The sequence below is a fragment of the Antarctobacter sediminis genome (genome assembly GCF_019218285.1).
Classification (GTDB): domain Bacteria; phylum Pseudomonadota; class Alphaproteobacteria; order Rhodobacterales; family Rhodobacteraceae; genus Antarctobacter; species Antarctobacter sediminis.
In genome coordinates, this window is sequence record NZ_JAHUZG010000002.1 from 991,918 (window position 1) to 1,012,842 (window position 20,925).

Consider the following 20,925-nt stretch of genomic DNA (forward strand, 5'->3'; position numbering starts at 1 on the left):
GGGCCCCAAGGCCCGACAAAGGCCCAAATGACTCCGCGACCGCGCCCCAAGCGCGCCATCTTTCCCGCTCATCGTGGGATCGAATGAAAAGGACAGGAGTCTGATCATGGCCCGGCTTTCCAGTTACGTTCTTGGTGCGGCAACGCTGGCTTGCGCGCTTGGGACCGGCTACGTGATGCAATACGGGTTCGCCCTGCCGCAAAGCGCCGCCAAGGCCCCCGATGTCCAGCTGGAGATTTCCGCGATCACGCCGACCTCGTCGGCCACGGTCGTGCCACTGATCCCCGCCGACCGCGCCCCCGAAGCGCCGCTGCCTGTGGAACCAGTGGTGGTCAAGGCCGCCGTGGAACCGGACCTGCCCGACACTGCCCTGCCCGAAGCCCCCGAAGAGGCCGGGTTTTCCTGTGATCTGACGATGACCGCGACCCCCGCCGCCGGGGCCATGGTCGATGTTCTGTTGACGGCTCCGTGTCGCGCCAGCGAACGGGTCACCATCCACCATCAGGGCATGATGTTCACCGAGGTCATGCAGCCCGACGGCACGCTTTTCCTGACCGTACCCGCGCTTGCCGAACAAGCGGTCTTTATCGCCAGTTTCGCGGGCGGCGACGGCGCCATGACCAGCGCAGGCGTCAGCTCGCTCCCCTTCTACGACCGCGTGGCGGTACAGTGGAAGGGCGAAGCCGGGTTGCAATTGCATGCCCGGGAATTTTCGGCCGAGTATTTCAGCGAAGGCCACATCTGGGCCGCAAGCGCGGGCAACCTGACCGCTGCCGCACGCGGCGAGGGTGGTTTCCTGACCCGCCTTGGCAGGGCCGACGCGCCGGATGCGCTTGTGGTCGAGGTCTATTCTTTCCCTGCGGGGACCGCACAACGCAGCGGCGAAATCCTGTTGTCGGTCGAAGCAGAGGTCACCGATCTCAACTGCGCCACCAAGGTCGAGGCGCAAACGCTGGAAATCCGCGAGGGAGGAGACCTGCGGACCCGGGATCTTGCCATCGAGATGCCCGCATGTGACGCCTTGGGCGACTTTCTGGTGTTGAAAAACCTTGTCGAAGACCTGACAATCGCGGGCAGATGACACACGGGTGACGGGGACTTCATGTCGATCAATCGTGCGGCGGTTTTCGCCGCACTTTTCTTTGTTTTGCAGGCCGGTATCGCCCTTGCGCAGGACATCACGCTGAAATCGCGCGATGGCTCGATTTCGCTCAGGGGAACGCTTCTTGGTTTTGACGGCGAATTCTACCGGATCGAAACCCGCTTTGGTGAATTGACGGTTGATGGGTCAGGCGTGACCTGCACCGGCATCGGCTGTCCATCGCTGACCGATTACGTGGCCGATGTGACTTTTTCAGGTTCTGCCACCCTTGGCCGCGCGCTCTTGCCCGCATTGATCGAGGATTTCGCCCGCCGCAACGGGCTTGACGCTCGACGGACCGAGGGTGAGGCGCTGGTCTATGCCCTGCACGAAGGCACGGCGGGCCGCCTGCTGGGTCGCTTTACGCTGCGCAACACCGACACGGACCGCGGCTTTGCCGATTTGCTGGCGGATGAGGCCGACCTTGCCATGGCCCTGCGCGAAATCCGTCCCGAAGAGGCCGTACTGGCCCGTGAGGCCGGTCTGGGCGACCTGACGCAGGCCAACCGTTCCCGCGTGCTGGCGCTGGACGCCATGGTGCCGATCGTGGCCCCCGGCAACCCGCTGGATCGCCTGTCGATCGCGCAGGTGGTCGACATCCTGGCCGGCGAAATCCGCAACTGGAGCGAACTCGGCGGGCCGGACGCGCCCATCACCGTACACTTGCGGGACAACCGCGCCGGTATGGTGCAAGGCCTTCAGGACCGCCTCCTCCGGCCTCAACGGCGCGTTCTGGCCGAAACCACCCGACCCTACGGCGACAACCGGTCGCTGGTCCGGGCGGTCATGGCGGACCCTTTCGGCATAGGGTTGACCAGCCTCACCGAGACCGGACAGGCCAAAACGCTAGTCCTGACCGGGTCCTGCGGGTTTACGCTGCGCGCCGGGCGCAGCAGCATCAAGACCGAAGACTACCCGCTGACCGCGCCGATGTTTCTCTATTCTCCCGCGCGGCGCCTGCCCAAACTGGCGCGTGATTTCCTTGCCTACAGCCACGGCCCCGCCGCGCAGGCGGCCATTCGCCGTGCCGGCTTTGTCGATCAGGCCCCCGAAGAAATCGCGCTCGACCGTCAGGGCGACCGTCTGGCCAATGCCATCGCCGTGGCGGAGGGAGAGGAAGGGCTGGTTGTTCTTCAGGAGATGGTGGCCGATCTGGCGCCGATGCGCCGCCTCAGCACGACCTTCCGTTTCGAAACAGGTTCTTCTAAGCTGGACGCGCAATCGCGCTCGAACGTGCTTGCACTGGCCCATGCGCTGGAAACCGGCGTCCACGATGGCCGGGAACTGGTGTTTGTCGGATTTTCCGATGGGGTGGGCCCCGCGTCAGCGAATCTGGATATCGCCCGGCGACGTGCCGAAGCCGTCCGTGACGCAGTTGTGACGGCGGCTGAAACCGCCGATCTAGATCGTGTCACAATCGGCACGCAGGCCTATGGCGAGGCCCTTCCCATGGCCTGCGATGACAGTGCGTGGGGTCGACAGGTCAATCGCCGGGTTGAAGTCTGGCTGCGCTGAGGCGTCTATAGCAACCCTTCGCTGCGAAAGCTCAACTCACGCGATTTGCCGATGACGAGGTGATCGTGCAGCGTGATCCCAAGCGCATCTGCCGCCAGTTGGATCTGCGCCGTCATGTCGATGTCCGCCTGACTGGGCGTAGGATCGCCGGACGGGTGATTATGAACGAGGATCAGTGCCGAGGCGTTCAATTCCAGCGCGCGTTTGACAACCTCGCGGGGATAGACGGGCACGTGATCGACGGTGCCGCGCGCTTGTGGTTCATCTGCGATCAGGACGTTCTTGCGGTCAAGAAAGAGGATGCGGAATTGTTCGGTATCACGATGCGCCATGGTCGTCTGGCAATAGTCCAGCAGCGCGTCCCAGCTGCTGACCACCTGTTTGCGCAGCACCCGGGCCTGCGCCAACCGGTGTGCGGCAGCCTCGACGATCTTCAGCTCGGTGACGACTGCCTCGCCCACGCCCTTGACCTCTCGCAAGCGGTGAAGCGGGGCTGAAACGACTCCGTTGAAGTCCCCGAAGCAATCCAGCAATTGCCGTGCCAGTGGTTTTACATCCCGCCGCGGGATCGCCCGGAAAAGCACCAGTTCCAGCATCTCATAGTCCGGCAGAGCATCCGCCCCGCCCACCAGAAACCGTTCACGCAGGCGCGCGCGGTGGTCCTTGATATAAGAAGGCAGCTTGTCCGCTCCGGGTGTGGGCCGTGCCACAACCTCATCGGCGTCAAAAAGCGCCGCCTGGGAATCGGAAAAATGAGGGCCACGTGTCATGGCGACATCGTGGCCCGGCTTGGTGAACAAGAGGTTAACGCAGCTTGGCCCCGAAAGGCCAAACTCAACCTTTCATGCTGTCCCAGAAATTCTTCACCGAGGTAAAGAAGCTGTGCGATTCCGGGTTGTTGTCCTCGGCCAGCGATTCGAATTCGCGCAGCAGTTCTTTTTGCTTCGCGGTCAGGTTCACCGGTGTTTCGACCGCCAGTTCGATGAACATGTCGCCGGTCGCCCCGCCACGCAGCGCGGGCATCCCCTTGCCGCGCAGACGCATCTGCCGGCCCGACTGGCTGCCCGAAGGGATCTTGACCCGGCTGCGACCGCCGTCAATCGTCGGCACCTCAATGTCGCCGCCCAGCGCCGCCACGGTCATCGCGACGGGCACCCGACAGTGCAGCTCGGCACCGTCACGCTCAAAGATCTCATGCGGCTCGACCTCGATAAAGATATACAGGTCGCCCGGAGGCCCGCCACGCATGCCTGCCTCACCCTCACCGGCCAGCCGGATCCGGGTGCCGGTTTCGACACCGGCAGGGATGTTGACCGAAAGCGCGCGCTCTTTCTGCACGCGGCCCGCGCCGCCACAGGTGTTGCAGGGGTTCTTGATGATCTGGCCCAGCCCCGAACAGGTCGGGCAGGTCCGTTCGACGGTAAAGAACCCTTGGGTGGCGCGCACCTTGCCCATGCCCGAACAGGTGGGGCAGGTCGTTGGCTCCGCGCCGCCCTCAGCACCCGATCCATTGCATGAATCGCATTGGACCGAGGTCGGCACTTTGATTGTCTTTTGCAGGCCGTTATAGGCGTCTTCCAGCGTCACGCGCAGGTTATAGCGCAGGTCGGCGCCGCGCGCCGCGCGCTGGCGTCCGCCCTGACGTCCGCCCATGAAATCCCCGAAGAGATCGTCAAAGACATCCGAAAAGGCGCTGGCGAAATCGGCATTTCCGCCCATGCCGCCACCGGGACGCGGACCGCCGCCCATGCCACCTTCGAAGGCGGCGTGACCAAAGCGATCATAGGCCGCTTTTTTGTCGGCGTCCTTCAGGACGTCATAAGCTTCGTTGGCTTCCTTGAACTGCGATTCGGCATCCGGGTTGTCGGCGTTGCGATCCGGGTGCAGTTCCTTGGCTTTCTTGCGGTAGGCTTTCTTGATCTCGTCCGCCGAGGCGCCCCGCTCGATGCCAAGCACGTCGTAGTAGTCACGTTTGGACATGACCGTCCTCCTGGTTACGGAACGTCATGGGGCCGGCCCGGTGTCCGGACCGGCCCCAGATTGGTTCCGAGGGCGATGGCCTTACGCCCGCTTGTTGTCGTCGAGATCCTCAAAGTCCGCGTCAACGATGTCATCGTCGCCCGGGCCTGCGGCGTCATCGGCGGCTTCGGGCTCGTCAGAACCTTCGCTGGCCTGTGCCTTGTAGATGGCTTCACCCAGTTTCATGGCCGCTTCGGTCACGTTCTGGATGCCTGCCTTCAGCTTCTCGGCAGTAATGTCATCCTTTTCAAGGTCATCCTTGAGCGCAGCGACGGCCAGTTCGATCGCTTCGACGGTCGAAGGATCGACCTTGTCGCCGTGATCCTCGATCGACTTCTCGGTCGAGTGGATAAGGCTTTCCGCCTGGTTGCGGGCCTCGACCAGCTCCTTGCGGGCCTTGTCCGCCTCGGCGTTGTCCTCGGCTTCCTTGACCATGCGTTCGATATCGTCGTCCGACAGACCGCCCGATGCCTGAATGGTGATCTTCTGCTCTTTGTTGGTGCCCTTGTCCTTGGCACCGACCGAGACGATGCCGTTGGCATCAATGTCGAAGGTCACTTCGATCTGCGGCATACCGCGCGGCGCCGGCGGGATGTCCTCAAGGTTGAACTGGCCCAGCATCTTGTTGTCGGCTGCCATCTCACGTTCGCCCTGGAAGACGCGGATCGTCACGGCCGACTGGTTGTCTTCGGCGGTGGAGAAGATCTGCGACTTCTTCGTCGGGATCGTCGTGTTGCGGTCGATCAGGCGGGTGAACACGCCACCCAGCGTTTCGATGCCCAGCGACAGCGGGGTCACGTCCAGCAGAACCACGTCCTTGACGTCACCTTGCAGAACACCGGCCTGAATGGCGGCGCCCATTGCGACGACTTCGTCCGGGTTCACACCCTTGTGCGGCTCTTTGCCAAAGAACTTGGTCACCTCTTCGATGACTTTCGGCATACGGGTCTGACCACCGACCAGAACGACTTCGTCGATCTCGTCCTTGGAGATACCCGCGTCCTTCAGCGCCGCCTGACATGGCTTGATCGAGTTCTTGATCAGGTCACCGACAAGGCTTTCCAGCTTGGCACGGGTCAGCTTCATCACCATGTGCAGCGGCTGGCCATTGGCGCCCATCGAGATGAACGGCTGGTTGATTTCGGTCTGCGTGGCCGAGGAAAGCTCGATCTTGGCCTTTTCGGCGGCTTCCTTCAGACGCTGAAGCGCCATCTTGTCCTTGGTCAGATCGACCGAGTGCTCTTTCTTGAACTCGCCCGCCAGGTAGTTGACGATCCGCATGTCGAAATCTTCGCCACCAAGGAAGGTGTCGCCGTTTGTCGACTTCACTTCGAACAGGCCGTCGTCGATTTCAAGGATGGTCACGTCGAAAGTACCGCCGCCAAGGTCATAGACCGCGATGGTTTTCGAATCTTTCTTGTCCAGACCATAGGCCAGCGCGGCCGCCGTCGGTTCGTTGATGATACGCAGGACTTCAAGGCCCGCGATCTTGCCGGCGTCTTTGGTCGCCTGACGCTGGGCGTCGTTGAAGTAGGCCGGAACCGTGATGACCGCCTGGGTCACGTCCTCGCCAAGATAGCTCTCGGCGGTTTCCTTCATCTTTTGCAGAGTGAAGGCGGAAATCTGCGAGGGCGAGAATTTCTCGCCGCGGATTTCAACCCACGCGTCACCGTTGCCGCCGTCGACGATGTTGTAAGGAACGATGTCCTTGTCCTTCGTCACTTCGGGGTCGGTGGTGCGGCGGCCGATCAGGCGCTTCACCGCAAAGACGGTGTTTTCCGGGTTGGTCACGGCCTGCCGCTTGGCGGGCTGGCCGACAAGTCGCTCATCTTCGGTGAAGGCGACGATGGAGGGGGTGGTGCGAGCACCTTCGGAGTTTTCGATCACGCGGGCCTGGCTGCCATCCATGATGGCGACGCAGGAGTTGGTGGTCCCGAGGTCGATACCGATCACTTTACCCATGTTTCGATCCCTTTCATTCTCAAGGCGATGTCACGAGGCGACGGACCCGTTACGGCATCCAGCCCCGTATGGTTGTCGCTGGGCACGCATTAGGGGGCGTGCCCGGCGTTCGGAGGACATATAAGGAGGGGTATGAAGGCCTGCAAGCGTCCTGATGGCGGCATTTCACGGCTTTCTTGCTAACACCGGTTGGCATCTAGCCTGCAATCCTTGACAACCTCCTTATGGCGACATCGATCCGGCAAAAAGGCTTTGTCATATACCCCGGCTTCCTTGACCGCCCGGCGCAAGAGGAGCTGGTGGCCCGATTGCGCAAAATTCTGGCTCGGGCACCGCTCTTTACCCCCAGCACCCGGCGCGGCCCCATGTCCGTCAGGATGAGCGCGGCGGGACGCTTTGGCTGGATCAGTGATGCCCGCGGATATCGCTACGAAGAGAATCACCCCAACGGCTCCCCCTGGCCCCCGATTCCCAAAGAGGTTCTGTCGATCTGGAACACGGTGTCTGACTGCCCGCGCGAACCGGAATGCTGCCTCATCAACTGGTACGGCGAGGGCGCGAAGATGGGCATGCACAGCGACGCGGACGAGACGGATTTCACTTGCCCGGTCGTTTCGGTTTCACTGGGGGACGAAGGCCTGTTTCGCATGGGCAACCTCGAGCGCGGCGGCAAGACCGAGTCGATCTGGTTGAAATCGGGTGACGTGGTGATGATGGGCGGCACGGCGCGCAGGGCGCATCATAGCGTCGATCGGATCCGGTTCGGTTCCAGCACGCTCTTGCCGGAAGGCGGACGCATCAACCTGACCCTGCGCGTGGTCACATAGACCGGGCGCTAGTCCGTCAGTTCACAACAGCCGGACAAGACATAGCCGTCGGGGCCGGAGACGATCAGCGTGGCGTCAAAACCGTATTCATCATCGGACATTCCATTGTCGCAATAGGTCTTGGCAATGATCAGGGTCAGGTCGCGCGTCCCGTCTGTGCCTTGCAGAACGTATTTTTCCAACGGATTCCACGCCCGCTGGAACAGCCCGGCCGAAAACCCCTCGCCCGGGTCGTAGTTCATCGGGGTTTTCACGGTGGCGCTTTGGCCCTGAAAAACATCGACGTCCCAGAAAGGCTCTGTCCCGCCACAGATCACCCGGCGGGTGTTCGCCAGATCGCCGTCGGCACGCGGGGCAAGATAGCGCAACGAGGTCCAGCCCGGCAGGCCGTCGACATTGACCTGACCCCAATTGCCTTCGGCGCGCACAACCTCGACCCCGCGGGCATCATGGGCCAATTCGCCCACTTTGGGATGACTGGCGCCCGGCCCGGCGCGGACGTTCAGCACGTCGTCTGGCGCCACGCCCACAACATCATGCAGGCGTGGATAGCTGTCCTGGGCAACGGCGGTGCTGCCGATCACAAGCAAGGTGCAGATCAATCGCAGCATCACCGTCCCTCCGCTCAGTTCATATCGAGCGAGCAACAGCCGGTGTAGACCTGCGTGTCATAGCCGCCGATCACGACCGTCCCGGAAAACCCGAACCGGTAATCGGACATCCCGTCGGTGCAGATCTCATGTGTCACGACAAGCGATACGTTTTCGCCCAACTTGGACCCTTGCAAGGCATGCGGGTGATCACGGCTGACAGCGGTTGTCAGTTCGCCGACGGTAAAGGCCTTGTCGTCATCATCGGGGCGCGTAAAGGTCATCTTGTCCCCCTGAATGACTGTCGCGCTCCAGAACGGTTCCGTGCCAAAACACTTGAACTGGTAACCGGCGGGCATTTGCGTGCCGTCCAGACGTTCCATCGAAGTCAGCGGAACCCAACCGGACAGGCCCTCGACGTTGACGCGGCCCCAGCCGTCATCCTCTTCGATCACTTCGACCAGCTTGGCGTCAAAGGCCAGCGCCCCGATCACGGTGCCGTTTTCCGTTGGCCGCGTGCGCATGTTCAACACATCGCCGTCATCCACGCCGGTGACATTATACAGCGCAGGGAAATCCTGTGCCGAAGCTGCGCCTGCGAGGCAGATCAAAATTGCCGCAAATCTATTCATTATCTCGTCCTTAACTATCCGCGCCAAAGCCCGGAGGAGCGAGACCATCAGCGGCGCGCACTCCACGAGGCCGAAGCGTGTTTGCGGGTGTAGAACTCACCCATGAGACCAATCATGACCAAAATGATACTCAGATAGAAAGCATATTCCCAGTCGGAATTCCGGGGGTTGTAATCCACGAAAGCGTATCCCCGGGACTGGTCGATGGTGTGGAACAGGGGATTCCAATCGAACATCACCAACATGTAGCTGGGCAGCGTGTTGGCCACGAACATCTTGCCTGAGGCGATCATATTGGCCCGCTGGTAAATGGTCGAAATGATTCCCACCGGCGTCGGAAACCACGGTTTCGCCGCAAGAAACACCAGCCCGATCGCCCCGCCGGAAAACCACGAAAGGATGATCATGGCCATGCAACCGATCGGATCGTGGATCTCTTGCATGACGAAAGGATTGAAGGCCACGTCATAGACAAACAGGATCGCCACCAGCGACAGGATCTGGATGTAGAGGGTCGAGATCATGGCCGAGGCGATGGCGATCGCCGTATTCATCGGCGCATGCTGCATCATCGGACTGGCCGGCCCCTCGGACCCGGCGACAGCGCCCAGTGTCTTGGTATGCGTCATGAACAGAAAGACGCCGGTCATGATGTAGACCATGAAATCGCCCCGCAGAGCGGTGCTGCGCATCCCGAGGATCTGGAACATGAAGTAAAAGGCCAGAACGAAGATGATCGTCTGGAGCATGTTCATGAAGATCGCCATGAAGGCGTTGCCATGAGTCTTGCGGACGGCGCGGACGGAATTGTGGTAGATCAGTTCAAGTATGTAGACAAACGAACCCAGCCGGGACCGGGGTTGTGAAACCTGAAACATCTTGCCTGCTCCGGGTGCGATGTTGCGATTGACCGCACACTTGCCGTTTTTGATTGTCGGCAGCATAAGGCGCATGAGCTTTCAAATCAATAAATCCGCGCGTGGCCCTGCGCGGACTGGAGCCTTGTCATGAATTATTCCGAACTGACCGCCGTGATGCGCCGCCTTGCCCTGGAGGCAGGCGAGAAGATCATGGAGATCTACAATTCCGACGATTTCGAAGTCATGGTCAAATCCGACAACAGCCCGGTCACCGTCGCGGACGAAGCGGCCGATGCGCTGATTTCGGCGGGCCTGCGCGAGGCCTTCCCTGACGTGGCTCTGGTCACCGAGGAACAGGCCGACAGCCATGACATCACCGCCAAGACCTTTTTGATCGTCGATCCGCTGGACGGCACCAAGGAGTTCATCAAGCGCCGCGGCGATTTCACCGTGAACATCGCGCTGGTCGAAGACGGCGTGCCGACACGCGGCGTGGTTTATGCTCCGGCCAAGGGCCGCATGTTCTACACCAACTCTGTCGGCCAGTCGGTCGAGGAAACCGGCGCGCTGGAACTGGAAACCGTGGGCGAAACCACCCCGATCAAGGTCACCAACCCGGACAACAGCGCGCTGATGGTCGTCGCCTCGAAATCGCACCGCGATCAGGCCACCGACGACTATATCGCAAAATATGGCGTGAAGGACATGACCAGCGCCGGCTCCTCGTTGAAGTTCTGCCTTGTGGCCACCGGTGAGGCCGACCTCTATCCACGCCTTGGCCGGACGATGGAATGGGATACCGCTGCGGGCCACGCGGTTCTGAACGGCGCAGGCGGTCGGGTGGTGCGTTTCGACGATCACACTCCGCTGGCCTACGGCAAGGAAGGTTTCGCCAATCCGTTCTTCATCGCCTACGCTCCGGGTGTGGAGTTGAAAGAGGCCTGAACACTCGTGACCCTACCGGTCAGCATCGTCATCGTCAGCCGGGACCGACCGGCAGCCTTGATGCGGTGCCTGACCGGGGTGTCGCAACTGGACTACGCGCCTTTCGAGGTCATCGTCGTCGCCTGCCCCGCGGGCGCCGACGCGACGGCAGCCCGCCACGACGCAAGCCATTTCAAACTGCTCCGCTTTGACGAGGCGAATATTTCCGCCGCCCGAAATCTGGGCATATCCGCCGCAAGCGGTGAAATAATCGCCTTCATCGACGATGACGCTATCCCGGAACCGCTCTGGCTCCGGCATCTGACCGGCCCGTTTTCTGACCCCGCCGTCGCCTGCACAGGCGGATACGTCATCGGTCGCAATGGCATCTCTTTTCAGTGGCGGGCGCGCAGCGTCGACGTGACCGGGCAGGCCCGTGACCTGACTTTGCCGGATACATCGCCCGCCGTTCCCGACGCGCCACCGGGCCACGCGGTCAAGACCGAAGGCACCAATATGGCTCTGCGCCGAGAGATCCTGGCCTCGCTGGGCGGATTTGATCCGGCCTTTCGCTTTTACCTTGATGAAACAGACCTGAACCTGCGCCTTGCGCAAGCCGGTCATCGCACGGCGTTGGTGCCCTTGGCACAGGTCCATCATGGTTTTGCACAAAGCGCCCGCCGCAATCGCGACCGCAGCCCGCGCGACCTTGGCCAGATCGCCGCGTCGCAGATGGTCTTTCTGCGCAAACACTGTCCGAAGGCCGAACAATCCTCTGCATGGCAAGCCTTTGAACAAGGCCAACGCCAGCGTTTGCTGCGGTTCATGCAACGCGGGCCGCTGGATCCTCCAGACGTGGTGCGCCTGATGCGCAGCCTGCGTCACGGGGCGCGTGACGGCAACAACCGCACCTTTGGCGAAACCCCGCCGATGGCCGCCCCGACACAGGCCTTCCTCCCCTTCCCCGGTCGCCCCGATGCCCCGCGCGTGCATCTGGCGGGCCGCCCGTGGCAGGCTGCGCGCCTGCGTGCCAAGGCTGCGCAGGCGGTTCGCGATGGGGCTATTGTCAGCCTTTTCATCTTTTCCCCAACGGCGCGGCGCCATCGGGTGAGCTTCCTACCCGAAGGGGTATGGCTCCAGTCCGGTGGGCTTTTCGGGCAAAGCCTTCGGGGCGGCCCCGCGATCCGGTTGCGGCACTTTTCTTCTCGCCTCTCGTCAGAGATTATGCGAGTGCAGAAACCGCGCGGATAGCGCGCCTCTGTGGGTCGCAAGACCCTTCGCGACATATTGGGAACACAACTTTACCAAGGTTTTTGCCCCGCCGTAGGATAAACAGGTCGCATATGCGGCCACACCGGCCAGATGGCGAAGACAGATGGAGACTGTAATGACAAAGAAAGTCACCAAGGCGATCTTTCCCGTGGCAGGGCTTGGCACCCGCTTTCTTCCCGCCACCAAATCCGTTCCAAAAGAAATCATGACGCTGGTGGACCGCCCGCTGGTTCAATACGCGATCGACGAGGCCCGCGCCGCCGGGATCGAGGAATTCATTTTTGTCACCTCGCGCGGCAAGAGCGCGCTTGAGGATTATTTCGACCACGCCCCCCAGCTGGAGGACGAACTGCGCGCCAAGGGCAAGGATGACCTGCTGCGCACCCTTGAAACGACGAACATGGAATCCGGGCAGATCGCCTATATCCGCCAGCACAAGCCGCTGGGTCTTGGTCACGCGATCTGGTGCGCCCGCCGGCTTGTCGGCAACGAACCCTTTGCCGTCATGCTGCCCGACGACGTGATCGCCGCCGACAAACCCTGCCTTCAGCAAATGGTCGAGGCGTATCAGGAAACCGGCGGCTGCATGGTTGCCGCGATGGAAGTCCCCACCGACAAGGTCAGCGCCTATGGCGTTCTGGACATCGACGAGGACATGGGCCGCATGGTCAAGGTCAAGGGCATGGTTGAAAAGCCGCCCGCTGAAAAGGCACCGTCGAACCTTGCCGTGATCGGCCGTTACATCCTGACGCCAGAGGTCTTTGATCACCTCGAAAACCCGAACACCGGTGCAGGCGGTGAAATTCAGCTGACCGATGCCATCGACAAGGAAATCAACGCCAGCGGCGTCTACGGCTATCGCTTCAACGGCCAGCGGTTCGACTGCGGCTCCAAGGCCGGGTTCTTGCAGGCGACCGTCGCCTTCGGCCTTGCCCGGGACGAGCTGAAGGACGATCTGGGCGCCTATCTGGACGAACTGGCAATCAGCCGCAAAGCCGCGGAATAACGCCGTGTCGCACGTGCTTGTGACGGGCGGGGCCGGCTATATCGGCAGCCATGCCTGCAAGGCGCTACGCGCCGCAGGCTATACGCCCGTCACCTATGACAACCTCGTCACCGGCTGGCAGGACGCGGTGAAATTCGGCCCCTTCGAACAGGGTGACCTTTCTGACCGCGCGCGGCTGGACGAGGTCTTTGCCAAGTGGCAACCGGTGGCCGTCATGCATTTTGCGGCCCTGTCCCAAGTGGGCGAGGCGATGGCCAAGCCCGGCCTGTACTGGCGCAACAATGTCGACGGGTCGCTGACCCTGATCGAAGCCGCCTGCGCCGCCGGGTGCCTTGATTTCGTCTTTTCCTCGACCTGCGCCACCTACGGCGAGCATGACAATGTCGTGCTGGACGAACAGACACCACAAGAACCGCTGAACGCCTATGGCGGCTCCAAGCGCGCGGTGGAAAACATCCTGCGCGATTTCGAAGCTTCACACGGCCTGAAATCGGTGATCTTCCGCTATTTCAACGTGGCCGGTGCCGACCCGGACGGCGAGGTGGGCGAACACCATCGCCCCGAAACCCACCTGATCCCCGTCATGCTCGAGGCCGTCGACGGCAAGCGCCCCGGACTGACTGTTCATGGCACCGATTACGACACGCCCGACGGCACCTGCATCCGCGATTACGTTCACGTCATGGACCTTGTGGATGCGCATGTTCTGGGGCTGAAATGGCTCCGCGATGGCAAGGGCAGCCGGGTCTTTAACCTTGGCACCGGGCGCGGCTTTTCCGTCCGCGAGGTGATCGAGGCCGCAGGTCATGTCACCAACATGGCCGTTCCCTGCACCGATGGTCCCCGCCGCGCAGGGGACGCGACCAAACTGGTCTCGGGTTCGACCCGCGCCAGCGAGGAACTGGGATGGGAGCCGCGCCGCTCGACCATGCCACAGATGATCGCGGACGCTTGGCGCTGGCACAAGAATGGGCATTACGAAGCGTGATCGCCTGCTGGACCTGACCCGGCTGATCAGCCGGGCAGGCCGCCCCATGACCGGGGTTGACCGGGTCGAATTCGCCTATCTCACGCATTTGCTGGACGCTGGCCCGCTTTGGGGGCTGGTGCGCAGTTCACTTGGCTATGTCCTTTTGGATCAGCGCGGTTGTGCCGCCCTGCGCGCGTTGGTGATTTTGCAGAACTGGGGCGCGGCGGACCGTCTGTCATGGCTGAGGCGCGGAATGGACCCGGTGCGCGCCCGCGCCGAAGCTGACCTGCGCCGCCTCTGCCTTGACCGCTGTCTTCCGATGCGCCTGCCCGCCATGCTGCGCCGACATTTGCCGCGCGGCATCACCTATGTGAACACCGGTCACACCAACCTGACAGATCGCGTGATCTCTGCGCTTGGGCACATCGATGCGTCGATCACCGTCTTTATCCACGACACGATCCCGCTGGACGTGCCGCAATATCAACGCCCCGGCACAGTCGAGCGTTTCCGCCATTTCCTGATGCGCGCCGCGCGGGCGGATCTTCTGGTCTGCAACTCGCATCAGACAGAGACCGATCTGGCCCGGCACCTTGGCGACGGCCTGCCCAAAACCGCCTCTGCGCCGCTGGGGCTGGACCTGATGCAGCCCGGAACAGCTCCCGCTGGCCCGTGGAAGGCACCATATTTCGTGACCCTCGGGACCATTGAACCGCGCAAGAACCACGCGCTGCTGCTGGATCTCTGGCAGGACAATCCAGATGCAGACCTGCTGATCTGCGGCAGTCGGGGGTGGGAAAACAAGGCGGTCTTTGACCGGCTGGACACAAGGCCACCACGCGTTCACGAACTCCCCGGTCTTGACGACGGGCAAGTGGCCGCATTGCTGGCTGACAGTGCCGGGATGCTCTTTCCAAGCTTTGCCGAAGGTTATGGCCTCCCCCCGGTCGAGGCTGCTGCGCTGGGGGTTCCCGTGCTGGTCAACGACTTGCCCATTTACCGCGAAGTGCTTGGCGACATTCCCGTTTACGCTGATGTGACGGACCGCTATCGTTGGCGCAACGAAATAAGCCGGATGGCAGCGGATCACCGGACAGGACAGGCCCGCGCGGAACAGGCGCCGCGCTTTTCGCCCCCCACGTGGGAGGCGCATTTCAAAACGGTCTTAACCCTGACCTGATAGCAGCCCAAGGCAAGGCGCGCATTGGCGCGATGAAAGAGGCACGCATTTGGGCGCATGGCAGGCATATCGGCTGAGGGTACAGCGCAAGCGCTGGCGCATTCGTGCCTTCCGCAAACGGCGTGAATTGCGCCCTGTCGCCAATCGGACGGACCTGATCCGCCCCTCCGACATCCTGCTGTTCTCGACCCAGCGCAACGAAGGTATCCGCCTGCCTTATTTCCTGCGCTACTACCGCGACATGGGTGTCAGCCATTTCTTCTTTGTCGACAACGATTCCACGGATGGATCGGCTGATTACCTTGCCAGTCAACCGGATGTGTCGGTCTGGACCACCCGCGCCAGCTACAAGCGCGCCCGCTTTGGCATGGACTGGATCAACTGGCTTTTGATGAAACACGCCCACGGTCATTGGGCGTTGACCGTCGATCCGGATGAATTCTTTCTCTACCCGTTTTGCGATACGCGCCCTCTGCGCGCATTGACCGACTGGCTGGACGCCTCTTCGATCAAATCTTTCTCGGCCATGCTTTTGGACATGTATCCCAAGGGCCGGATTGACCAGCATCCCTACAGCACAGGTCAGGACCCGATGGAAATCGCCAACTGGTTCGACGCGGGCAATTACTCGATCCAGAAAAACCCGCGCTTTGGCAATCTCTGGATTCAGGGCGGGCCGCGTGCGCGGATGTTCTTTGCCGACAAACCCGCACTGGCGCCTGCGCTGAACAAGATCCCGCTCGTGAAATGGGACCGGCGCTATGCCTATGTCTCGTCCACCCACAACCTGCTGCCCCGCGGGCTGAATCAGGTCTATGACGAATGGGGCGGCGAAAAGGCCAGCGGCATCCTGCTCCACACCAAATTCCTGTCCACCTTCGGCCAGAAGGCCGAAGAAGAGCTGACGCGCGGCCAGCATTACGGCGCCAGCCGCGAATATATCGCCTATGCCGAAGGGGTGAAGGACAACCCCGATCTATGGTGCAAATGGTCCGAGAAATATATCAACTGGCGCCAGCTTGAGATCCTCGGCCTCATGTCGAAAGGCAACTGGGCATGAGCGTCGGCGTCGTCATGCTGGTCCACACCGCCTTTGACCGCGCCGAACAGGTGGCGCGCCACTGGGCGCAGGGCGGTTGTCCCGTGGTGATCCACGTGGATGCCAAGGTGAGCAAGCCCAGCTTCGACAGGTTTCGCAAGGCGCTGACCGATCTGCCAGATGTGCGGTTCTGCCAGCGGCACCGCTGCGAATGGGGGACATGGGGCCTAGTCGCGGCAAGCCAGGACGCTGCGCAGCTGATACTGGACGACTTTCCGCAGGTGCGGCACGTCTATCTTTCGTCCGGTTCCTGCCTGCCCCTGCGGCCCGTCGCCGACCTCCGCGCCTACCTTGCCGACCGCCCGCGCACCGATTTCATCGAAAGCGCGACAACCGCGGATGTGCCCTGGACCGTCGGCGGACTGGACCATGAACGCTTTACCTTGCAGTTCCCGTTTTCGTGGCGCAAGCAAAGGTATCTCTTCGACAAATTTGTCGATCTGCAACGGGCCGCAGGCTATGCTCGCACGATCCCCGAGGGGCTGGTGCCGCACATGGGCAGCCAATGGTGGTGCCTGACCCGCCAGACACTCAGCGCGATCCTGCAAGACCCTCAGCGCCCCCGCTACGATCGCTATTTCCGCCGCGTCTGGATCCCGGACGAAAGCTATTTCCAGACGCTGGCGCGGCTCTATTCCACCCAGATCGAAAGCCGGTCTCTGACGCTGTCGAAGTTCGACTTTCAGGGCAAGCCGCATATCTTCTACGACGATCATCTTCAGCTGTTGCGCCGGTCCGATTGCTTTGTCGCGCGCAAGATCTGGCCCCATGCGGACCGGTTGTATCAGGCTTTCCTGACCCACCCCAACAGCGCCGAACAACGGCAAGAACCCAACCCTGGCAAGATCGACCGGATCTTTGCCCGTGCTGTGGACCGCCGGACGCGCGGCCGGGCGGGGCTATACATGCAAAGCCGCTTTCCCAACCGGGGCTGGGAAAACGGCGTCACGGCAGGGAAGTACTCGGTCTTCCAAGGGTTTACCGAGCTGTTTCAGAACTTCGAGGGCTGGCTGTCCAAGGCCACTGGCGCGCAGGTCCACGGTCATCTCTTTGCCCCTGAACGGGCCGAATTCGCAGGCAAGGACCGGGTGATTGCAGGGGCGCTGTCGGACAACGCCAAACTGCGCGATGCCAACCCAAAGGCCTTTCTGACAAACCTTTTGTGGAACACCCGCGGCGAACGGCAGTGTTTCCAATACGGACCGCGCGACAATGCCAAGGTGCTGTGGCACATGGCGCGCGACCCCAACGCCCAGATCAGTGTCATCGCTGGCGCATGGGCCGTGCCCCTGTTCCAGTCGAACGCAGATTTCGCCGAGATACGGGCCGAGGCCGCGCGCCTGCAAAAGATCGAGTCCAAGATGCTGGACGAACTGCGCGAGCCTGACACCAAGGCCCGCATCCGTACATGGACCATGGCCGATTTCATCGAGGCCCCTATGGAGCCGCTACAGGTTCTGATCGACGAGATCGGGCAAAAGAACAATCGCCGCTTGGCCGAAGCGCCCCGCCTGGTGGATCTGACCGGTTTTGGCCAGTTCCTTCAGAACCTGAAAAATCAGGGAATGCACCCCTACCTGATGGGCGATTTTCCCGTCGATACGACGCCGCGCAACCGTCCGGGCAAAGCCCGCAAACCCTATCTCGTCAGGAAATGACTTTAGATGACCCAGCGCTTTGACTGTTTCGTGATCTTTGCCGAAATGCGCACCGGGTCCAATTTCCTTGAGGCGAACCTGAATGCCTTTGACGGGGTGACCTGCCACGGCGAGGCTTTCAACCCGCATTTCATAGGCTACCCGAACGCCGAGGACATCCTCGACATCACCGCCCCTGAACGGGATCAAAACCCACAGAGTCTGCTTGACCGCATCCGCACCGGATCAGACGGGCTGGGCGGCTTTCGCTATTTCCACGACCACGATCCACGTATCTGCGACACCCTGCTGACCGATCCCAAGGTGGCCAAGATCGTGCTGACCCGCAATCCGGCGGACAGTTACATCAGCAAGAAGATCGCGCAGGCCACCGGCCAGTGGAAGCTGACCAATGTCAAGAAACGCAAGGACGCGCAGGCGCAGTTCGACGCCGATGAATTCGAAGCTCATCTGGCCGAGTTGCAGGCTTTCCAGATCAGGATTCTGAACAGCCTGCAAACCACCGGCCAAACGGCTTTTTACATCGCTTACGAGGATTTGCAGGACGTCGCCGTGATGAACGGATTGGCGCAATGGCTGGGTGTGAACGCCCGGCTGGACAGCCTCAACACCGCGTTGAAACGGCAAAACCCTCAACCCGCCGCCGAGAAGGTCGAAAACTATGCCGAGATGGCCGACAGCCTTGCACGGCTCGACCGGTTCAATCTTGCCCGGACGCCGAATTTCGAACCGCGTCGCGGGCCGGTGGTGCCGACCTATGTCGCCGCGGCGCAGACGCCGCTGCTGTACATGCCGATCCGATCTGGGCCCGAACGGGCGGTCAAGGACTGGCTGGCGGCGCTGGACGGGGTCGGATGGGGCAAACTGGAAGACAAGTTCACTCAGGCCAGCCTGCGCGCATGGAAACGCGAACGCCCCGGCCACCGCAGCTTTACCGTGCTCCGGCATCCGGTGGCGCGGGCGCATGACGCCTTTTGCAACAAGATCCTGACCACGGAGAAAGGCAGCTTTCAGGGAATCCGCAAGGTGCTGCGCCGGGCGCATAACCTGCCCATCCCCGAAGGCGAACCCGGGGCCGACTACGACGTAAACGCCCACCGCGAGGCGTTTACCGCTTGGCTGGAATGGGTGCGCGCCAATCTCAACGGCCAGACGGCCCTGCGCGTGGACGGCCATTGGGCCACGCAGGCCCAGTGCCTGCAAGGCATGGCCGAATTCACGCTGCCCGACATGATCGTGCGCGAGGACGAGATGGCCGCCTACCTGCCCGCCCTCGCCTTGCAGGTGGGACACGCCGATCCCCCCGACCCAAAGCCGGTGCCGACACGCGCGCCCTTTGCGCTGGCCCAGATCTATGACGATCAGATCGAGTCCCTCGGCCGCGAGGCCTATCAACGGGATTACGTGATGTTCGGCTTCGACAATTGGGCCTGAGCGACGGTGCCGCAAGGGACGGTGGGTGGGGCGACGTTCCGGAGGCACTCCGGGACGAGCGTCACCCCCGTCCCTTACCGCTCGACAAATCCGGGGCCGTCAAAGACCCGTGCAGGATCGCCGCGCTGCACCTGATGATGCAACCAATGCGCCTGTCCGTCACGCATGGCCTGCGCCTCGGCCCGGTCCGCGTCCACCAGCGCCTGCAACCGCTCTAGCGCAAGGCGCCGGTTCTGATGCTGAGACCGCTGGTCGCGCACCACCACGGAATACCCCTGCCAATTTGCGCGGATCGCGCCGGATGTCTTGTTCTGATGCTGCCCGCCGGGGCCACCGGCACGGATCGCCTGCATTTCTACCGTTTCCGGGTCGATGAAAACGGCGCGCGGCGCTTCGGGGAGATGAAACACCTCCACAAACCAGTTCTTGCGCTTGTGACGTGGCCGCAATTGGCTGGGACAGCGCCAAAGCAGCACTCCCTGCCAACGGGCCGCCAGCACTTCGGCACCTTGCCCCTGCAAGACGGCCACCGCGGACACCGGCCCGGCCCGGCCGGCGCGTTCCACCACATCAAGTTCGACACCAGCACCCTCGGCCTCGGCGCGCAGTCGGGTCAACACCTGCGCCACCGCCTGTTGGCATTCGCCGGGGCCATTGCCGCTGGAGATCAAAAGAACAACCATCATCCGCGCCCCCCGCTTGTCTTGTAGGTCAACAAGGGGGCCAGCGAGACCAGTTCGCTGGCCAGTCCGAAGCCTGTCAGATCCGCCAGCACTGCGGCGGCATCCTTGTAGGCGCTGCCCGCTTCCTCGATCAGCAGATCGCGATCCTCGCAGATCACACGCCCGCCAAAGCGTGTCTGTCGCATGGCCTCCAGTTCGGATTTGACCCGGCGGATGCGCCCGTGCATGGCCGCGCGGTCATACCGCCGCCCGGCCCCGTGCGAGACAGACCCCAGCGCTCCGGCGGAGCCATCTGGCACCGTCAACAGATAGCTGAGGCTTTCGCGCGACCCTGCCAGCGGGGCCAACCCCGCATCCGGTGCTGCCGCCCCCTTGCGGTGCAGCCAACCATCAGGGCGGATTTCAAGGTGGTTGTGAGGAGCGTCACAAATCATCTGCACGTCACAACGCAGCGCCTCGGCGGCTCGGCGGGCGATCTCTGCCCGGTTGATCCGGGCCCAGTCCTGTGCCGCCCCGTGCAGAGCCAGATACTCTTGTCCTGCGGCGCTACCCGTTGCGAACCCCTGCTTCCAGCTTGCTTCGATTCCGGTGAACACACCGGCACCGTGCCCGCGCGAACCGGTATGCACCAGCAGGCACAAGTCACCCTTGGACAGGCCCAATGACGCGGCCCGCGTTTCATCGGCCACGTCGTGAACCTCCTGCACTTCGCAGAAGTGATTGCCGCCTCCCAGCGTGCCCAGCCCGGACGGGCCAAGCCGTTCGGCTGCCGTGCCTCCCAAAGCCCGCGCAGCCATGTCGCTGCTTTCTTCGAGGATGCCCATCCGGCGGGCGGCCTTGTCGAGCTTCAGTTTGCGGCGCGGCAGGTTCAACCGGAACAGCGCCATGCCACAGCCAATGTCCGGCCCGATCAGTTGCGGATAGATGCGATCGGCGAGGAAGGCGGCCCCAACCGGCCCATAGCGGCCAGGATGCAGGTCCGGAAACCCCGCGACGGCCGACATGCCCGGCCAGCGAGCCACTTCGTTCAGTTGATCGACAGCGCGGCCTTCGATCCATGCGCCGTCAGAATAGAATTCGGAGACACGCAGAAGTGCCCCGGTCTGGGAATTGCCCATTGGTCCGTCTTTCTCAAAAACATGAGAGGCAGCCC

19 protein-coding genes are annotated in these 20,925 nt (G+C 62.3%); 11 read left to right on the forward strand and 8 right to left on the reverse strand.

Going from position 1 to position 20,925, the window contains the following annotated elements; translation table 11 throughout:
- Window positions 1–106 precede the first annotated feature (106 nt).
- Window positions 107–1,081 (forward strand): translocase, encoded by a 975-nt coding sequence (locus KJP30_RS12705; RefSeq protein ID WP_218449646.1) that lies wholly within the window; start codon window positions 107–109, stop codon window positions 1,079–1,081.
- Window positions 1,082–1,102: 21 nt separating this feature from the next.
- Complete coding sequence (locus KJP30_RS12710; RefSeq protein ID WP_218449647.1) at window positions 1,103–2,656, forward strand: phosphate ABC transporter substrate-binding/OmpA family protein; 1,554 nt, start codon at window positions 1,103–1,105, stop codon at window positions 2,654–2,656.
- A 5-nt stretch (window positions 2,657–2,661) separates the two neighbouring features.
- Here the strand turns inward: KJP30_RS12710 and radC are convergent, their stop codons facing one another.
- The 3 genes from radC to dnaK form a co-directional block, all read right to left on the reverse strand.
- A complete protein-coding gene (gene radC / locus KJP30_RS12715; protein ID WP_218449648.1) occupies window positions 2,662–3,426 on the reverse strand; it encodes a RadC family protein in 765 nt (254 codons plus the stop codon).
- 64 nt (window positions 3,427–3,490) lie between these two features.
- Window positions 3,491–4,636 carry a molecular chaperone DnaJ gene (gene dnaJ / locus KJP30_RS12720; RefSeq protein WP_218449649.1) on the reverse strand — a complete coding sequence of 382 codons (1,146 nt, stop codon included), beginning with the start codon at window positions 4,634–4,636 and terminating at the stop codon, window positions 3,491–3,493.
- An 81-nt stretch (window positions 4,637–4,717) separates the two neighbouring features.
- The gene (dnaK, locus tag KJP30_RS12725; RefSeq protein WP_218449650.1) at window positions 4,718–6,637 is read right to left on the reverse strand and encodes a molecular chaperone DnaK; all 1,920 of its coding nucleotides are present in this window, start codon (window positions 6,635–6,637) and stop codon (window positions 4,718–4,720) included.
- A 224-nt stretch (window positions 6,638–6,861) separates the two neighbouring features.
- Between dnaK and KJP30_RS12730 the strand changes: the two genes are divergently transcribed.
- The gene (locus tag KJP30_RS12730) at window positions 6,862–7,464 is read left to right on the forward strand and encodes an alpha-ketoglutarate-dependent dioxygenase AlkB family protein (protein WP_218449651.1); all 603 of its coding nucleotides are present in this window, start codon (window positions 6,862–6,864) and stop codon (window positions 7,462–7,464) included.
- An 8-nt stretch (window positions 7,465–7,472) separates the two neighbouring features.
- On the opposite strand, the gene KJP30_RS12735 is transcribed toward KJP30_RS12730, so the two are convergent.
- Genes KJP30_RS12735 through KJP30_RS12745 form a run of 3 tightly spaced genes read right to left on the reverse strand, consistent with a single transcriptional unit; the run spans window position 7,473 to window position 9,564 of the window.
- Window positions 7,473–8,075 carry an SH3 domain-containing protein gene (locus KJP30_RS12735; RefSeq protein WP_218449652.1) on the reverse strand — a complete coding sequence of 201 codons (603 nt, stop codon included), beginning with the start codon at window positions 8,073–8,075 and terminating at the stop codon, window positions 7,473–7,475.
- Window positions 8,076–8,089: 14 nt separating this feature from the next.
- Entirely contained in the window at window positions 8,090–8,686 is a 597-nt protein-coding gene (locus KJP30_RS12740; protein ID WP_218449653.1) for a COG3650 family protein, read from the reverse strand.
- Between the two features lie 47 nt (window positions 8,687–8,733).
- Complete coding sequence (locus KJP30_RS12745) at window positions 8,734–9,564, reverse strand: ABC transporter permease (RefSeq protein ID WP_218449654.1); 831 nt, start codon at window positions 9,562–9,564, stop codon at window positions 8,734–8,736.
- A gap of 129 nt (window positions 9,565–9,693) precedes the next feature.
- On the opposite strand from KJP30_RS12745, the gene cysQ reads away from it, so the two are divergent.
- The 8 genes from cysQ (at window position 9,694) to KJP30_RS12785 (ending at window position 19,089) form a co-directional block, all read left to right on the forward strand.
- Entirely contained in the window at window positions 9,694–10,491 is a 798-nt protein-coding gene (gene cysQ, locus KJP30_RS12750; protein WP_218449655.1) for a 3'(2'),5'-bisphosphate nucleotidase CysQ, read from the forward strand.
- 6 nt (window positions 10,492–10,497) lie between these two features.
- Complete coding sequence (locus KJP30_RS12755) at window positions 10,498–11,721, forward strand: glycosyltransferase family 2 protein (RefSeq protein WP_218449656.1); 1,224 nt, start codon at window positions 10,498–10,500, stop codon at window positions 11,719–11,721.
- 136 nt (window positions 11,722–11,857) lie between these two features.
- A complete protein-coding gene (gene galU, locus KJP30_RS12760; RefSeq protein WP_218449657.1) occupies window positions 11,858–12,748 on the forward strand; it encodes a UTP--glucose-1-phosphate uridylyltransferase GalU in 891 nt (296 codons plus the stop codon).
- 4 nt (window positions 12,749–12,752) lie between these two features.
- Complete coding sequence (gene galE, locus KJP30_RS12765; protein WP_218449658.1) at window positions 12,753–13,736, forward strand: UDP-glucose 4-epimerase GalE; 984 nt, start codon at window positions 12,753–12,755, stop codon at window positions 13,734–13,736.
- Window positions 13,717–14,898, forward strand: coding sequence for a glycosyltransferase family 4 protein (locus tag KJP30_RS12770; protein WP_218449659.1), 1,182 nt, complete (start codon window positions 13,717–13,719; stop codon window positions 14,896–14,898). Before galE ends, KJP30_RS12770 begins: the two co-directional genes overlap by 20 nt.
- 73 nt (window positions 14,899–14,971) lie before the next feature.
- Window positions 14,972–15,958 carry a glycosyltransferase family 2 protein gene (locus KJP30_RS12775; RefSeq protein WP_218450143.1) on the forward strand — a complete coding sequence of 329 codons (987 nt, stop codon included), beginning with the start codon at window positions 14,972–14,974 and terminating at the stop codon, window positions 15,956–15,958.
- Window positions 15,955–17,655, forward strand: a complete 1,701-nt coding sequence (locus KJP30_RS12780) for a DUF5927 domain-containing protein (protein WP_218449660.1) — start codon at window positions 15,955–15,957, stop codon at window positions 17,653–17,655. The genes KJP30_RS12775 and KJP30_RS12780 overlap by 4 nt, the downstream gene beginning before the upstream one ends.
- Window positions 17,656–17,661: 6 nt before the next feature.
- Complete coding sequence (locus tag KJP30_RS12785; RefSeq protein WP_218449661.1) at window positions 17,662–19,089, forward strand: sulfotransferase family 2 domain-containing protein; 1,428 nt, start codon at window positions 17,662–17,664, stop codon at window positions 19,087–19,089.
- Between the two features lie 74 nt (window positions 19,090–19,163).
- Here the strand turns inward: KJP30_RS12785 and prfH are convergent, their stop codons facing one another.
- Window positions 19,164–19,775: a peptide chain release factor H gene (gene prfH / locus KJP30_RS12790; RefSeq protein ID WP_246594484.1), complete on the reverse strand. Its 612-nt coding sequence runs from the start codon at window positions 19,773–19,775 to the stop codon at window positions 19,164–19,166.
- Entirely contained in the window at window positions 19,772–20,890 is a 1,119-nt protein-coding gene (locus KJP30_RS12795) for an RNA ligase RtcB family protein (protein WP_218449662.1), read from the reverse strand. The genes prfH and KJP30_RS12795 overlap by 4 nt, the downstream gene beginning before the upstream one ends.
- Window positions 20,891–20,925 lie beyond the last annotated feature (35 nt).

Bases quoted from the DNA above. Each gene is read 5' to 3' on its own strand.
- KJP30_RS12780 (WP_218449660.1), top strand. From the start codon at position 15,955: ATGAGCGTCGGCGTCGTCATGCTGGTCCACACCGCCTTTGACCGCGCC.
- dnaK (WP_218449650.1), bottom strand. From the start codon at position 6,637: ATGGGTAAAGTGATCGGTATCGACCTCGGGACCACCAACTCCTGCGTC.
- galU (WP_218449657.1), top strand. From the start codon at position 11,858: ATGACAAAGAAAGTCACCAAGGCGATCTTTCCCGTGGCAGGGCTTGGC.
- KJP30_RS12770 (WP_218449659.1), top strand. From the start codon at position 13,717: ATGGGCATTACGAAGCGTGATCGCCTGCTGGACCTGACCCGGCTGATC.
- KJP30_RS12705 (WP_218449646.1), top strand. From the start codon at position 107: ATGGCCCGGCTTTCCAGTTACGTTCTTGGTGCGGCAACGCTGGCTTGC.
- dnaJ (WP_218449649.1), bottom strand. From the start codon at position 4,636: ATGTCCAAACGTGACTACTACGACGTGCTTGGCATCGAGCGGGGCGCC.
- KJP30_RS12735 (WP_218449652.1), bottom strand. From the start codon at position 8,075: ATGCTGCGATTGATCTGCACCTTGCTTGTGATCGGCAGCACCGCCGTT.
- KJP30_RS12785 (WP_218449661.1), top strand. From the start codon at position 17,662: ATGACCCAGCGCTTTGACTGTTTCGTGATCTTTGCCGAAATGCGCACC.
- KJP30_RS12795 (WP_218449662.1), bottom strand. From the start codon at position 20,890: ATGGGCAATTCCCAGACCGGGGCACTTCTGCGTGTCTCCGAATTCTAT.
- radC (WP_218449648.1), bottom strand. From the start codon at position 3,426: ATGACACGTGGCCCTCATTTTTCCGATTCCCAGGCGGCGCTTTTTGAC.
- cysQ (WP_218449655.1), top strand. From the start codon at position 9,694: ATGAATTATTCCGAACTGACCGCCGTGATGCGCCGCCTTGCCCTGGAG.
- KJP30_RS12745 (WP_218449654.1), bottom strand. From the start codon at position 9,564: ATGTTTCAGGTTTCACAACCCCGGTCCCGGCTGGGTTCGTTTGTCTAC.
- prfH (WP_246594484.1), bottom strand. From the start codon at position 19,775: ATGATGGTTGTTCTTTTGATCTCCAGCGGCAATGGCCCCGGCGAATGC.
- KJP30_RS12710 (WP_218449647.1), top strand. From the start codon at position 1,103: ATGTCGATCAATCGTGCGGCGGTTTTCGCCGCACTTTTCTTTGTTTTG.
- KJP30_RS12740 (WP_218449653.1), bottom strand. From the start codon at position 8,686: ATGAATAGATTTGCGGCAATTTTGATCTGCCTCGCAGGCGCAGCTTCG.
- KJP30_RS12730 (WP_218449651.1), top strand. From the start codon at position 6,862: ATGGCGACATCGATCCGGCAAAAAGGCTTTGTCATATACCCCGGCTTC.